Origin of the sequence: Clavibacter quasicaliforniensis, from assembly GCF_051201715.1 — a bacterium.
In the GTDB taxonomy this organism is placed as follows: Bacteria; Actinomycetota; Actinomycetes; order Actinomycetales; family Microbacteriaceae; genus Clavibacter; species Clavibacter seminis.
In genome coordinates this window covers 1,173,345-1,187,652 of the sequence record NZ_CP139624.1, presented here as the reverse complement: position 1 = coordinate 1,187,652, position 14,308 = coordinate 1,173,345, and the positions used below count along the sequence as shown (strand labels likewise).

The window sequence follows — 14,308 nt, the reverse complement described above, 5'->3', positions numbered from 1 at the left end:
TGGGCGGATGAGCGATGAGACGTGGGCTGCGATCCAGCTCGCCGTGCGGATCCTGCTGGCCCTCGTCTTCGTCGGGATGGGCGTCAACCACTTCGCGCCGAAGGCCGCGAGGGCGATGGCGGCGATCATCCCGCCCTCGTTCCGGCGGCCCGGCGTGCCCTCCCCGCTGGTGCTCGTGCGGTTCACGGGGCTCTGCGAGATCGCGGGCGGGATCGGCCTGCTGATCGAGCCCGTGCGCCTCGCCGCCGGCGTCGCGCTGGCGGTCTTCCTGGTCGCGGTCTTCCCGGCGAACGCGTTCGCGGCCCGGCACCCGGAGCGCTTCGGCCGCATCGCGATCCCGCTCGTGCCGCGCCTCGTGGCGCAGGTGGTGCTGATCGCCCTCGTGCTGTTCGCCGGCTGGCCGCTCTAGCCGCCGGCGTCAGAGGAGCGGCAGCAGGGCCGCGAGGCCGACCGTGAGCGCGCTCGCGGCGGCGAGGCCCGCGAGCATGACCAGGACGCGCGCGGCGACGGGGCGTCCGCGCGTGGCCAGCGCCGCGAGGACGAACGCGACGACGGGCACGAGGATCGCGCCGACGAGCGTCGCGAGGGTGCCGGGCCGGAGGGACCCGCCGAACGCCGTCGCGATGTCGCGGAAGGCCGTGTACTGGTCGACGGCCTGCCACACGAGGATCCCGTGGGCGACCGCGCCGAGGATCCCCACGACCCAGCCGGCGCGCGTCGGCCCACCGCGGCGCGTCCGCGCGGCGGCTGTCGCCGTCACGCCGCCGGGTGCCTGCTCGGCGCTCATCGCGTCACCAGCCAGGGCCAGGGGAAGAGGACGACGGCACCCGCGGCCAGCGCGAGCATGCGGCGCCCGACGCGCATGCCGCGCAGGGCGGCGACCACGGCGGCGACCCACAGCGGCGGCGCGAGCACCGTGAGGGCCTCGGTCGCCTGCGCGACGCCGACCTGGAAGCCGGATCCGGCGCTCGACGGGTTGTCGCGGACGACGAAGAACCAGGCGATGGCCTCGAGGACCGCGACGGCGCCGAAGAAGGCGAGCCCCACCACCTCGGGCGAGGCGTCGGGCGCGACGGCGTCGTCGTCCATCGCGAGGGCGTGCGGCTCGTCGGCGCCGGATGTCGCGGATCCGGACGCGGCGGCCCGGCGCGCGGCCGTCGCCCCGAGGGCGGACACGCGGCCGGTCCCGGTCGAGGGGTCGGCGTCGGGGCGGCGGCGCGGCACCGCGCGCTGCGGCTCGGGCGAGCGGGCGAGCGTGGGATCCGCCTCCTCGCCGGCCCAGCTGAGAGCGTCGTCGTCGGGGGTGCGGGGCATCCCCCGATGGTACGTGCTCCGGTCCGGACGCCCGCCGCACGCTCCTCGGTCCCGGGACAGCCCCGGCCCGAGGATGCGCGGACGCCCGGCCGCGCGAGGCGACCGGGCGTCCGGTGGTGCGGGTGGGGCGACGGCTAGCGGGCGACCGAGCCGTCCGTGTAGTCGTCGTCGGCCTTGTTCCACGCGAAGAGCTTGCGCAGCTCGCGGCCGGTGGACTCGATCGGGTGCTCCTCGCCCTTCTTGCGGAGCTCGAGGAACTCGGGCGCGCCGGCGTCCTGGTCCTTGATGAAGCGGTCGGCGAACGCGCCGGACTGGATGTCCGCGAGGACGGCCTTCATGTTCTCCTTGACGTCCGGCGAGATGACGCGCGGGCCGGAGACGTAGTCGCCGTACTCGGCCGTGTCGGAGATGCTCCAGCGCTGCTTCGCGATGCCGCCCTCCCACATGAGGTCGACGATGAGCTTGAGCTCGTGCAGCACCTCGAAGTACGCGATCTGCGGCTGGTAGCCCGCCTCGATCAGCGTCTCGAAGCCGTACTGGACCAGCTGCGAGGTGCCGCCGCAGAGCACGGCCTGCTCGCCGAAGAGGTCGGTCTCGGTCTCCTCGGTGAAGGTGGTGCGGATGCCGCCGGCGCGGAGGCCGCCGATGCCCTTGGCGTACGACCACGCGAGGTCCCACGCCTTGCCCGACGCGTCGACCTCGACGGCGACGATGACGGGGACGCCGCGGCCGGCCTCGAACTCGCGGCGCACGGTGTGGCCGGGGCCCTTGGGGGCGACGAGGACCACGTCGACGCCCTCGGGCGCCTCGATGTAGCCGAAGCGGATGTTGAAGCCGTGCGCGAAAACGAGCGTCTTGCCCTCGGTGAGGTTGTCGCGGACGCTGTCGGCGTAGAGGCCGCGCTGGTGCTGGTCGGGCGCGAGGATGACGATCACGTCGGCCCACGCGGACGCGTCGGACGGCGTCTTGACCGTGAAGCCCTGCTCCTCGGCCTTGGCGCGGCTGGTCGAGCCCTCCTTGAGGCCGATGACGACCTCGACGCCGGAGTCGCGGAGGTTCAGCGCGTGCGCGTGGCCCTGCGAGCCGTAGCCGATGACGGCGACCTTGCGACCCTGGATGAGCGAGAGGTCGGCGTCCTTGTCGTAGACGATGTCAGTCACGTGATGGATCTCCTTGTTCTGTCGTCCCCGCGAGGGGCGATGGGCGGTCGTGCCTGGCTGCTCCGCGCTCGGGCGGGGCGTGGTCGTGCGGACGGGTACGTGCGTGGTGGCGGGTGCGGTGCGGTGCGCGGGGAGCCTAGCGGCTGCGTCCCTCGGACCGCCGGGGTCGGCGCTAGGCGGTGCGGAAGACGCGGTCGGTGATGGACTTGGATCCGCGGCCCATGGCGAGGAGACCCGATTGCGCGAGCTCCTTGATGCCGAAGGGCTCGAGCACGCGGAGGAGCGCCTGCACCTTGCCCGAGTCGCCCGTGACCTCGATGATCAGCGCGTCGGTGGCCACGTCGACCACGCGGGCGCGGAACAGGTTCACGGCCTCGAGCACCTGCGAGCGCGTCACGTTGTCGACGCGCACCTTGACGAGCAGGTGCTCGCGCTCGACGGCCTGCCCGGGGTCGAGCTCGACGATCTTGATGACGTTGATGAGCTTGTTGAGCTGCTTCGTCACCTGCTCGAGCGGGAGCGCCTCGACGTCCACGACGACTGTGATCCGCGACAGCCCCTCGATCTCGCTCGCGCCGACCGCGAGGGACTCGATGTTGAACCCGCGGCGGGCGAACAGCCCCGCGACGCGGGTGAGGAGTCCGGGCTTGTCCTCCACGAGGAGGCTCAGGATGTGGCTCACTTCTCGGTCCTGCCTGTCTCCGCGAGGTCGTCGTCCCAGTCGGGCGCGTGGTCGCGGGCGTACTGCACGGCGCTGTTGCTGAGGCCCTGCGGAACCATGGGCCACACCATCGCGTCGCGGCTGACCACGAAGTCGATGACGACGGGGCGGTCGTTGGTGGCGAGCGCCAGGCGGATTGCGTCGTCCACCTCCTCCGGCTTCGTCACGCGGATCCCGAGGGCGCCGTACGCGTCAGCCATCTTCACGAAGTCGGGCACCATGCGGGTGCCGCCGCCCGTGTTCAGGTCGGTGTTCGAGTAGCGGCCCTCGTAGAAGAGGGTCTGCCACTGCCGCACCATGCCGAGCGACGAGTTGTTGATGATCGCGACCTTGATGGGGATGTCGTTGATCGTGCAGGTGGCCAGCTCCTGGTTGGTCATCTGGAAGCAGCCGTCGCCGTCGATGGCCCACACGTGCCGGTCGGGCTGGGCGACCTTGGCGCCCATCGCGGCGGGCACCGAGTAGCCCATGGTGCCGGCGCCGCCGGAGTTGAGCCACGAGTTGGGGCGCTCGTACTTGATGAACTGCGCGGCCCACATCTGGTGCTGTCCGACGCCGGAGGCGAACACGCCCTCCGGGCCGGTGATCTCGCCGATGCGCTGGATCACGTACTGCGGAGCGAGCTGTCCGTCGGCGGGCTCCGTGTAGCCGAGCGGGAACTCCTCGCGGAGGCCGTCGAGGTAGGTCCACCAGTCGGCGATGTCCTGCTCGACCTGGGACGCGGCCTTGGCCTCGCGGAACGCGACCACGAGGTCGGCGATGACGTCCTTCGCGTCGCCCACGATCGGGACGTCGGCGATGCGGATCTTGGAGATCTCCGCCGGGTCCACGTCCACGTGGACCACCTTGGCGTGCGGCGCGAAGAGCGACGCCTTGCCGGTGACCCGGTCGTCGAAGCGCGCGCCGAGCGAGACGAGCAGGTCGGACTCCTGCAGCGCGAGCACCGCGGGGACCGTGCCGTGCATCCCGGGCATGCCGAGCTGCTGCGGGTGGGAGTCGGGGAACGCGCCGCGCGCCATGAGCGTCGTGACGACGGGGGCGCCGACCGCCTCGGCCAGCGCGAGGAGCTCCTCGTGCGCCTTCGCGCGGATCACGCCGCCGCCGACGTACAGGACGGGCTTCTTCGCCTCGACGAGCAGCTGCGCGGCGGCCTGGATCTGCTTGCCGTGCGCCTTGACGACGGGGCGGTAGCCGGGCAGGTCGATCTTCGGCGGCCAGTGGAACGGCGCCTCGAGCTGCTGCGCGTCCTTGGTGATGTCGACGAGGACCGGACCCGGGCGACCCGTGGAGGCGATGTGGTACGCCGACGCGATGGTCGACGGGATGTCCTCGGGCCGCGTGACCAGGAAGCTGTGCTTCGTGATGGGCATCGTGATGCCCACGATGTCAGCCTCCTGGAAGGCGTCGGTGCCCATGAGCGTGGAGAAGACCTGGCCGGTGATCGCGAGGAGCGGCACCGAGTCCATGTACGCGTCCGCGATGGCCGTGACGAGGTTCGTGGCGCCGGGGCCGGAGGTCGCGATGCAGACGCCGGTGCGTCCGCTCGAGGACGCGTAGCCCTCTGCGGCGTGGCCGGCGCCCTGCTCGTGGCGGACGAGGATGTGGCGCAGCTTCGTCGAGTCCATGAGCGGGTCGTAGGTGGGGAGGATGGCGCCGCCGGGCAGGCCGAAGATGTCGTCGACCCCGAGGAGCTCGAGGGTGCGGACGACGGCCTCGGCGCCCGTGAGGATCTCGTCGCCCTGGTGGGCGGTCGGCGCCTGCGGCGTGGGGGGCGGGGTGGGCAGAGCTGGCATGTGTGCGCGATTCCTGGCAGAGGGAGCGGAAGGTGAGGAGGGGGTCATCCCGTGATCGCGCCCTCGGCGGCCGAGTGCACGAGCTTGGCGTACTTGGCGAGGACCCCGCGCGTGTAGCGCGGCGGGAGAGGTGCCCACCCCTCACGGCGGGCGGCGAGCTCGGCCTCGTCGACCAGTAGGTCGAGCGTGCGAGCGGCGATGTCGACACGGATCCGGTCTCCATCGCGCACGAAGGCGACGGGACCTGCGTCCACCGCTTCGGGAGCCATGTGGCCGATGCACAGTCCGGTTGTGCCGCCTGAGAATCGACCGTCCGTCAAGAGTAGTACATCCTTGCCGAGGCCTGCTCCCTTGATGGCGCCCGTGATGGCGAGCATCTCGCGCATGCCGGGGCCGCCCTTGGGGCCCTCGTAGCGGATGACGATGACGTCGCCCTTCGAGATGAGGCCCTCGGTGAGCGCGTCCATCGCGGCGCGCTCGCGCTCGAAGACGCGGGCGGGGCCCTCGAAGACGTCGAGGTCGAAGCCGGCCGTCTTCACGACCGCGCCCTCGGGGGCCAGCGAGCCGTGCAGCACGCTGATGCCGCCGGTGGCGTGGATCGGGTCGTCGAGCGTGCGGATGACCGTGCCGTCGAGCGCGGCGAGGTCCATCGACTCGAGGTTCTCGCGCATGGTGCGGCCGGTGACCGTCATGACGTCGCCGTGCAGGAGGCCCGCGTCGAGCAGGGCCTTCATGACGACGGGGACGCCGCCGACGCGGTCGACGTCGTTCATGACGAAGCGGCCGAAGGGCTTGAGGTCGCCGAGGTGCGGCACGCGGTCGGCGATGCGGTTGAAGTCGGACAGCTGCAGGTCGACCTCGGCCTCGCGCGCGATGGCGAGTAGATGGAGGACCGCATTGGTCGATCCGCCGAACGCCATGACCACGGAGATGGCGTTCTCGAACGCCTCCTTCGTCATGATGTCGCGCGCGGTGATGCCCTTCGCGATGAGATTCACGACGGCCTCGCCGGAGCGGTGCGCGAAGTAGTCGCGGCGGCGGTCGGCGCTCGGCGGGGCGGCGGATCCCGGGAGGCTCATGCCGAGGGCCTCGGCGACGCTCGCCATGGTGTTCGCGGTGTACATGCCGCCGCAGGCGCCCTCGCCCGGGCAGATGGCCTTCTCGATGCGGGTGAGGTCCTCCTGGCTCATCGTGCCGGCCTTGCAGGCGCCGACTGCCTCGAAGGCGTCGATGATGGTGACCTCCTTCTCCGTGCCGTCCGAGAGCTTCACCCAGCCGGGGGCGATGGATCCCGCGTAGAGGAACACGGAGGAGAGGTCGAGCCGCGCGGCCGCCATGAGCATGCCGGGGAGCGACTTGTCGCAGCCTGCCAGGAGCACGGATCCGTCGAGGCGCTCGGCCATCATGACGGTCTCGACGCTGTCGGCGATGACCTCGCGCGAGACGAGCGAGAAGTGCATGCCCTCGTGGCCCATCGCGATGCCGTCGCTGACGGAGATGGTGCCGAACTGGAGCGGGTAGCCGCCGCCCGCGTGGACGCCCTCCTTGGCGCCCTGGGCGAGGCGATCGAGGCTGAGGTTGCACGGGGTGACCTCGTTCCACGAGCTGGCGACGCCGATCTGGGGCTTCTCCCAGTCCTCGTCGCCCATCCCGACGGCGCGGAGCATGCCCCGCGATGAGGTGGCCTCGATCCCGTCGGTGACGTCGCGGCTCCGGGGCTTCATGTCGATCTCAGGCATGGCATGAGTTTATGTCCTGCCGTGGAGCAGTCCCGGCGCCCTGGGCGACTCGTGGACAGGGGCGGGTCAGCCGATGCCCGGGGGCAGGCGCCCCTCGTCCGCGTCGCGCGGCCCCGCCCCTCCGGCGACGTGGCCGGCCTCCTCCGCGGCGATGTTCTCGGCGGATCCGACGGGCAGCGTCGACGCGTCCACCTCGTCGGCCGCGCGCAGCTCGTCGTGCGCCCGGTCGATGGCCTCCTCCAGCTCGTCGACCAGGAGGTCCTCGCGGAGGAAGTGGCGGAGGCGGTAGCCGGCGCGGCCGACCATGTGCGCGGAGATAGGCGCCGTCAGCATCTGGAAGAGGAGCACGGGCACGAGCATCGCGACCGTGCTGAGGCTCTGCGACTGGAGGGCCAGCGCGAGCAGCACGAGGATCACGCCGAGGATCTGCGGCTTGGTCGCCGCGTGCATCCGGGCGAGCGGATCCGGGAAGCGGAGGAGACCGACGCCCGCAGCGACGGACAGCACGCCGCCGAGGATGAGGAGCACGAGGCTCACGACGTCGAGGGCGTCGGCCAGCGGGCCGGACGCGAGGATGCCGTTCACGACGGGTCCTGCTTCGAGACGTAGCGGGCGACGGCGACCGTGGCGAGGAACGCGGTCATGGCGAGCACGAGCATCACGGGGACCGTGCGGGTGTGGCCGTTGTAGATCATCTCGGCGCCGAGCACGCAGATGAGCGTGGTGAGCAGCACGTCGGACGCGATGATCCGGTCGAGGATGCTCGGGCCGCGCACGATGCGCACGAGCGCCATGGCGGCGGTGGAGAAGAAGAGGGCGCCGACGACGACCCAGCCCACCTGCATCACGATGCTCATGAGAGCTCCTCCCCCGTGGTGGTGATGAGCCCGGCCTCGAGGTCGCGGTCGCGCACCAGCTCGTGGGCGCGCTGCCTGCGGGTCTGCAGCAGCGGCTCGCGGCCGGTCTCGCGCCGCTCGCGGTTGACGCGCCACACGTCGTCTGCGGTGCCGAGCGTGAAGACGATGCGGCTCTCGACCTGCAGCGTCGTCTCCCGCACGCGCTCCACGTCCTCCGGGGTGGAGGTGCCGAGCGCGTGCAGGTAGAGGATCGAGCGCTCCCGGTCGGCCTCGACGACGATGGATCCCGGCACGAGCGACACGAGCTCGGCCGTGAGCGTCATGACGAAGTCGCTCCGAGTGTGCAGGTGCACCGCGATGACCGAGTTGACCGGAACTCGGCGCCAGTCGAACGCCATGGCCGCGACCTGGAACGACGCGCGCACGAGGTCGACGGCGAAGTGCCCGAGCAGGATCGCCGCCCAGCGGATGTCGAAGCGGCCGGACAGCTCCACGGGCGGCAGGTAGAACACGCGCGTCACGAGGAGCGCGAGCACGATGCCGGTGACCACCGAGATGACGGTGACGTGCCCCCAGAGCAGCAGCCAGAGGATCACGAGCCAGACGAGGAGCGGCAGCTGCACGAGGAGCGACAGCCGCTCGGCGCGGGCCCTGGCGCGACGCGGGGTCATCGGATGCCCCCCGGGAACACGGTCTCGACGTAGCCGAGCTCGCCGGATCCGTTGCCGGATCCGGGGCCGGTCAGGCTCTCCCCCGCGCGCTCGGCGAGGGCGTACACGGGACCCGCGAAGACGGTGAGCGCGACGCTGACCACGACCATGCCGGCCGTCGCGCCCGTCATGAGCACGGGCGTCTTCCGCACGGTGGTCGTCGCCTCGCCGCCCGGCCGCTCGGAGAGCTGGTCGAGCAGGGGCGACTCGTAGTCCTCGACCTCCTCCGCGCCGCGCCAGAACGCCATGTTCCAGACGCGGGCGAGGGCGTACAGGGTGAGGAGGCTCGTGGCGGCGCCCGCGGCGATGACCGCGTAGGTGAGCCAGCCGCCGACCTCAGCGCCGGAGTCGAACAGCGCGACCTTGCCGATGAAGCCCGAGAACGGCGGGATGCCGCCGAGGTTGAGCGCGGGGATGAAGAACAGGATCGCCATGACCGGCGCCGCCTTGAGCAGCCCGCCGAGCTTGTTGATGGAGGTGCTGCCGCCCGTGCGCTCGATGAGCCCGGAGGCGAGGAAGAGCGTCGTCTGCACCACGATGTGGTGGATCACGTAGTAGATGGTCGCCGTCATGCCGGCCACGGTGTTGAGCGCGATGCCGAAGATCATGTAGCCGATGTGGCTCACGAGCGTGAACGAGAGCAGCCTCTTGATGTCCGCCTGCGCCACCGCGCCGAGGATGCCGATCACCATCGTCAGCGCGGCCACGACCATGAGCGCCGTGGAGAGCTGGTCGGTGGGGAACATGACCGTCTCGGTGCGGAGGATCGCGTAGACGCCGACCTTGGTGAGGAGCCCCGCGAAGACCGCGGTGACGGGAGCGGGCGCCGTCGGGTAGGAGTCCGGCAGCCAGAACGACAGCGGGAAGACGGCCGCCTTGATGCCGAACGCGACCAGCAGCATGATGTGCAGGATCAGCTGCACGTCCGGCGGGATCTCATCGAGCCGCACCGAGATCTGCGCGATGTTGACCGTGCCGAGGGCGCCGTAGATCATCGCGATGGACGCGAGGAACAGCATCGACGAGACGAGGCTGACGACGATGTACGTGACGCCCGCCCGGATGCGTGCCTCCGTGCCGCCGAGCGTGAGCAGCACGTAGCTCGCCACCAGCAGGATCTCGAACCCGACGTAGAGGTTGAAGAGGTCGCCCGCCACGAACGCGTTGAAGACGCCGGCCGCGAGGATCAGGTACGTCGGGTTGTAGATGGAGACCGGCGTCTCGCCGTCGCCGTCCTCGAGGCCCTGGCCGATCGAGAACATGAGGACAGCGAGCAGCACGATCGACGAGATCAGCAGCATGAGCGCCGAGAGCCGGTCGACCACGAGCACGATGCCGAACGGCGCGGCCCACCCGCCGACCTCGACGGACTGGCCGCCCTGCTGGTCCACCAGCACGAGCAGCACGCCGCTGATCACGACGACGGCCAGGAGCGCGAGCACGGACACCGCCACCTGCAGGCGGCGCTGGCGCGCGGCGACGAGGGCGGCGGCCGCGCCCAGCAGGGGCACGAGCACCACGAGCGGGATGAGGGTCTGGAAGATCGTCATCGGCCCTCCCCCTTCTCCTTCTCGGCGCGCTGCGTGCGGAAGTCGCGGTCGTCGTCGTCGTCGGCGGAGTCGTCGATGGCTTCTTCCAGGTCGGATCGGTTGTCGCGGAGCTTCCGGGCGGAGGCGATGGCGGCCTCGGCGTTGGTGCCGAACTCGGTGTCGTCGTCGTCGGGGACGGTGGGCTCCTCGCCGAGGCCCGTGCGGGGGCCGCGCATCGCGAGGTCGTCCTCGTCGTCCGTCACCACGTCGGCGTTCGCCAGCCGCCAGGAGCGGTAGATGAGCGCCATGAGGAAGGCCGAGACGCCGAAGGTGATCACGATGGCCGTGAGGATGAGGGCCTGCGGCAGCGGGTCGGCGTAGTCGGCCGGATCCACGTCGGGATCGTAGATGGGCGCGAGGCCCACGCGGCCGGACATGATGAGGATGAGGATGTTGGTCGCGTTGCCCACCAGCAGGAAGCCGAGGAGCACGCGCGTCATGCTGCGCTCGAGCATGAGGTAGATGCCCGTCGCGTACAGCGCGGCCATGATCACGATGAGGGTGACGGAGACGCTCACACGCTCACCCCCTGCTCGGTCTCCATGCCGTCCGCTCCCTGCTCGACCGTCCGGTCGCTCTCCTCCTGGCGGTCGACCTCCGCGCCGAGGCTGCGGAGCACGTCGAGCGTGAGGCCGACGACGACGAGGTAGACGCCGACGTCGAAGAAGGTGCTCGTGACGAACTCGACGTGGCCGACGAAGGGCACCTCCGTGTCGATCCACGTGGAGGTGAGGGCGTCGGCGCCGAAGACGAGGGGGACGATCGCCGTGCCGACCGCGAAGACGAGGCCCGTGCCGAGGACGCGTCCCGCGTCGACCGGGGCCGCGGCGCCGAGCTCGTAGCGGCCGCCCGCGAGGTAGCGCGCGACGAGCGCCATGCCCGCGAGGAGCCCGCCCGCGAAGCCGCCGCCCGGCAGGTTGTGGCCGGAGAAGAGCAGGTACACGGACACGACGATGAGGCTGTGGAAGAGGAGCCGGACGACGACCTCGAGGAGGATCGACCGGTTCTGCGGCGCGAGCGTGCGGCCGGCGAGGAGCCAGGGGCTGCGCTGGTCGCGGCGCGAGTCCTTGACGGCCTCGCGCGCGTCCATGCGCGGGCCGTCGGCGCCGGCCTCGACCTCGAGCGGCGCCTGGCGCTCCTGCGGGTCGTGGCGGCCCGTGAGCCGCGCGATGAGGCTCCGACGCGACGGCACCGTCAGCCGCGGCAGCGAGTCGGTGCGCCGGTTGAGGAAGATGAGGCTCGCGACGCCCGTGGCCGCGACGATGAGCACCGAGATCTCGCCCATGGTGTCCCAGCCGCGGAGGTCCACCAGCGTGACGTTGACGACGTTGCTGCCGTGGCCCTGCTCGTAGGCGAGGCGCGGGAACTCGAGCGAGATGGGCGACGCCACGCGGGCGCCGAGCGCGACGATTGCGACGGTGGACATGAGGACGGCGACAGCGATGCCGATGGACGCGCGCCAGATCGGGTGCACCGAGCGGTTCCGCTCCCCCAGGCGGACGGGCAGGCGGCGGAGCACGAGGACGAAGGCGACCAGCGTGATCGTCTCGATGAGCACCTGCGTGAGCGCGAGGTCGGGCGCGCCGTGCAGGGCGAAGAGCGCGGCCATGCCGTAGCCCGTGACGCCCACGAGCACGACGGCCTGGAAGCGCTTGCGGGCGCGGGCCGCGGCGATGGCGGCGACGATCATCACGATGCCGATCACGGGCTGCGCGGGGTGGTCGAACGGCACCGCGGTGGTGGGCCACGACCGGTTGAGCGCGAGCGCCGACCCGACCGAGCCGATGAGCACGAGCAGGATCACGCCGAGGTAGAAGGGCAGGGATCCTCGCTGGGTCGTGGCCGTGGTGCGCGCGGCGACCCGGTCGATCAGGCGCATGGAGGCCCAGTAGATGCGGGCCGCGTCGATCCAGGACGGCACGCGCGACTGCAGCGCGAAGACCGCGTCGCGCAGGCGGAACATGATGAGGCCCACCACGAGCGTGCCAGCGGAGATGAGGAGCGCGGGCTCGATCCCGTGCCAGAGCGCCAGGTGGTACGTGTGGTCGGGCTCCCCCGCGGCGCCCGCGCTCACGGCCGGTAGCGTGTCGGCGTAGCCGGCGATCCACTCGTCGACGGACGAGGCGAGGAAGCCGAGCACGAGGCCGGTCGCGGCCAGCACGGCCGGCGGCACGAGGAAGTCGAGGTGCTCGTGCACGGGCTGGACCTCGTCCACCCCGCGCTTGCGGGCGAACGCGCCCCACATGAAGCGCGCGCTGTACGCGACCGTGAGGCAGGAGCCGACCGAGACGCCGACGAGCGCGACCCAGCCGAGCCCGCCGCCGAGCTCCGCGTCGGTGAGGAGCGCCGTGAGCACCGCCTCCTTGGCGACGAAGCCGAGGAACGGCGGGAGCCCGGCCATGGAGGCGAGCGCCAGGGCCGCGATGACCGCGAGCACCGGGGCCTTCCGACCGAGCCCGCTGATCTTGCGCAGGTCGCGCGTGCCGGCGCGGTGGTCCACGACGCCGACCACGAGGAAGAGGGTCGCCTTGAACAGCGCGTGCGCGAGCAGCAGAGCGACGCCCGCGAGCGCCGCGTCCCGCGTGCCGTAGCCGACCACGACGGTGAGGAAGCCGAGCTGGCTGACCGTGCCGTACGCGAGGACGAGCTTGAGGTCCATCTGCTTGAGGGCGCGCCAGCCGCCGACGAGCATCGTCGCGACGCCGAGCGAGACGAGCAGCACGCGCCAGCCGGGCACGTCCGCGTAGCCGGGCGCGAGGCGGGCGACGAGGTAGATGCCGGCCTTCACCATCGCGGCGGCGTGCAGGTACGCGCTCACCGGCGTCGGCGCGGCCATCGCGGCGGGCAGCCAGAAGTGGAAGGGCACGAGGGCAGACTTCGAGAGCGCGCCGAGGAGGATCAGCACGACCGCGACGGGGATCAGCTGGCCGCCGGGGGGATCCGCCACGAGCGCGGCGAGGCTCGTGGTGCCGCCGGCGACCGACAGGATCACGAGGCCCACGAGCATGGCGAGCCCGCCCGCCGTGGTGACCAGGAGCGCCTGCAGCGCGGCGCCGCGGCTCGCCTTCTTGCCGGTGTAGTGGCCGATGAGGAGGTAGGAGAGGACGCTCGTGGCCTCCCAGAAGGTGAAGAGGACGAACACGTCGTCGGCGAGGACGAGTCCGAACATGACGCCCGCGAACGCCACCAGGAGACCCGCGAAGCGGCCGAGCCCCTCCTCCGAGCTGCGGAAGTAGCGGGCGCAGTAGAGGAGCACGAGGGCGCCTACGCCGGTGACCACGAGGGAGAGGAGCCAGGACAGCGCGTCCATCCGCATGTCGAGCGTGATGCCGAGCGACGGGATCCACTCCACGCGCTCGACGACCTCGCCGTCGGGGAGGACCGCGGGGGCCTGCGCGACCGTGTAGACGAAGGCGGCGGCCGGCACGAGGGCGGCCACGACGAACGCGCGCACACCCATCACGCGGGCGAGGAGCGGGATGGCGACAGAGGCTGCGAGGAACACCGCGAGGAGGACGATCACGTGCGGTCTCCTCTCGCGAGTCGGCTATTTCCCCAGTCTACCTGAGCCCTACCTGAGAGACCGGGCGCGCGCCTCAGTCGGGATGGACGACCGGCTCGGCGCGGAGGTCCGCGAGCACCTGCAGCACCCGCGCGACGTCGTGCGGGCCGTCGACGCGGAAGTCCGCGGCCGTCGCGCCCGTGCCGCTCTTGAGCCCGAGGTCGCCGGCCTGGAGCGCGGCGAACGCGTCCTCGTCGGTGACGTCGTCGCCCGCGTAGAACACGGCCGTCGCCTCGGCGTACCTGCGCAGGTGCTCGACCGCCTCGCCCTTGGTCGCGTGCCGGACGCTGAACTCCAGCACGTCCTTGCCCGAGCGCACCTTGAGGCCCTCGACCTCCGCGTGCGCCTCCTGCGTGGCGACGAGGTGCGCGATGCGGCTGTGCCTCTCCGTGGCGAGGCGCGTGTGCAGGGCGAAGCCCGCGGGCTTCTCCTCGATCCACACCTCGTCGAGCGAGTCGGCGACCTGGCCGAGCACGTCGGAGAGCACGCCACGCTGGGCGAGCTCTCCCTCGTCGAGCGTGAGCTCGATGTCGTCGGTGTCGAGGCGGATCTCCACCCCGTGCGACCCGACGAGCAGCACGTCGTCCGGGAGGTCGGCCACGGCCTCGAGGCTGCGCAGCGCGCGACCCGAGACGAGCGCGACGCGCGTCTCCGGCAGGGCCAGCAGCGCGAGCACCGCAGCGCGGGCCTCGGGGACCGCGCGCGCCTTCTCGGGATCGTCGACCTCGGGCGCGAGCGTGCCGTCGAAGTCGAGCGCGACGAGCAGGCGCGGCGTGCGCGCGAGCTCGGTGAGCGCCTCGAAGAGGCGGCCGGGGAAGCCGCGGCCGCCCTTGGCCTGGATGTCGGTGGTCAGCTCGGCCACG

14 protein-coding genes are annotated in these 14,308 nt (G+C 71.7%); 1 reads left to right on the top strand and 13 read right to left on the bottom strand.

Annotated features, from left to right (window positions below):
• The first annotated feature begins 7 nt into the window (after positions 1-7).
• Positions 8-409: a DoxX family protein gene (locus NL142_RS05695; protein ID WP_435081292.1), complete on the top strand. Its 402-nt coding sequence runs from the start codon at positions 8-10 to the stop codon at positions 407-409.
• 9 nt (positions 410-418) lie between these two features.
• On the opposite strand, the gene NL142_RS05690 is transcribed toward NL142_RS05695, so the two are convergent.
• From NL142_RS05690 to otsB, 13 genes are all read right to left on the bottom strand, one after another.
• Positions 419-787, bottom strand: a complete 369-nt coding sequence (locus NL142_RS05690; RefSeq protein ID WP_435081291.1) for a hypothetical protein — start codon at positions 785-787, stop codon at positions 419-421.
• On the bottom strand, positions 784-1,314 hold the full coding sequence (locus NL142_RS05685; RefSeq protein WP_435081290.1) for a hypothetical protein: 531 nt from the start codon (positions 1,312-1,314) through the stop codon (positions 784-786). Before NL142_RS05685 ends, NL142_RS05690 begins: the two co-directional genes overlap by 4 nt.
• A gap of 134 nt (positions 1,315-1,448) precedes the next feature.
• Positions 1,449-2,474 carry a ketol-acid reductoisomerase gene (ilvC, locus tag NL142_RS05680; RefSeq protein WP_012298794.1) on the bottom strand — a complete coding sequence of 342 codons (1,026 nt, stop codon included), beginning with the start codon at positions 2,472-2,474 and terminating at the stop codon, positions 1,449-1,451.
• Between the two features lie 172 nt (positions 2,475-2,646).
• Complete coding sequence (gene ilvN / locus NL142_RS05675) at positions 2,647-3,156, bottom strand: acetolactate synthase small subunit (RefSeq protein WP_043587728.1); 510 nt, start codon at positions 3,154-3,156, stop codon at positions 2,647-2,649.
• Positions 3,153-4,988 carry an acetolactate synthase large subunit gene (locus NL142_RS05670; protein WP_194682985.1) on the bottom strand — a complete coding sequence of 612 codons (1,836 nt, stop codon included), beginning with the start codon at positions 4,986-4,988 and terminating at the stop codon, positions 3,153-3,155. Before NL142_RS05670 ends, ilvN begins: the two co-directional genes overlap by 4 nt.
• Before the next feature lie 44 nt (positions 4,989-5,032).
• Positions 5,033-6,727 (bottom strand): dihydroxy-acid dehydratase, encoded by a 1,695-nt coding sequence (ilvD, locus tag NL142_RS05665; RefSeq protein WP_043587730.1) that lies wholly within the window; start codon positions 6,725-6,727, stop codon positions 5,033-5,035.
• A gap of 66 nt (positions 6,728-6,793) precedes the next feature.
• Positions 6,794-7,312 (bottom strand): monovalent cation/H(+) antiporter subunit G, encoded by a 519-nt coding sequence (gene mnhG / locus NL142_RS05660; RefSeq protein WP_160478212.1) that lies wholly within the window; start codon positions 7,310-7,312, stop codon positions 6,794-6,796.
• Entirely contained in the window at positions 7,309-7,584 is a 276-nt protein-coding gene (locus NL142_RS05655) for an MrpF/PhaF family protein (protein WP_086513751.1), read from the bottom strand. The genes mnhG and NL142_RS05655 overlap by 4 nt, the downstream gene beginning before the upstream one ends.
• On the bottom strand, positions 7,581-8,255 hold the full coding sequence (locus NL142_RS05650; protein WP_435081289.1) for a Na+/H+ antiporter subunit E: 675 nt from the start codon (positions 8,253-8,255) through the stop codon (positions 7,581-7,583). The genes NL142_RS05655 and NL142_RS05650 overlap by 4 nt, the downstream gene beginning before the upstream one ends.
• Complete coding sequence (locus NL142_RS05645; RefSeq protein WP_079532421.1) at positions 8,252-9,844, bottom strand: Na+/H+ antiporter subunit D; 1,593 nt, start codon at positions 9,842-9,844, stop codon at positions 8,252-8,254. The genes NL142_RS05650 and NL142_RS05645 overlap by 4 nt, the downstream gene beginning before the upstream one ends.
• On the bottom strand, positions 9,841-10,401 hold the full coding sequence (locus NL142_RS05640) for a Na(+)/H(+) antiporter subunit C (RefSeq protein WP_435081288.1): 561 nt from the start codon (positions 10,399-10,401) through the stop codon (positions 9,841-9,843). Before NL142_RS05640 ends, NL142_RS05645 begins: the two co-directional genes overlap by 4 nt.
• Positions 10,398-13,406, bottom strand: a complete 3,009-nt coding sequence (locus NL142_RS05635; protein ID WP_435081287.1) for a Na+/H+ antiporter subunit A — start codon at positions 13,404-13,406, stop codon at positions 10,398-10,400. Before NL142_RS05635 ends, NL142_RS05640 begins: the two co-directional genes overlap by 4 nt.
• Before the next feature lie 73 nt (positions 13,407-13,479).
• On the bottom strand, positions 13,480-14,307 hold the full coding sequence (gene otsB, locus NL142_RS05630; RefSeq protein ID WP_043587739.1) for a trehalose-phosphatase: 828 nt from the start codon (positions 14,305-14,307) through the stop codon (positions 13,480-13,482).
• Position 14,308 lies beyond the last annotated feature (1 nt).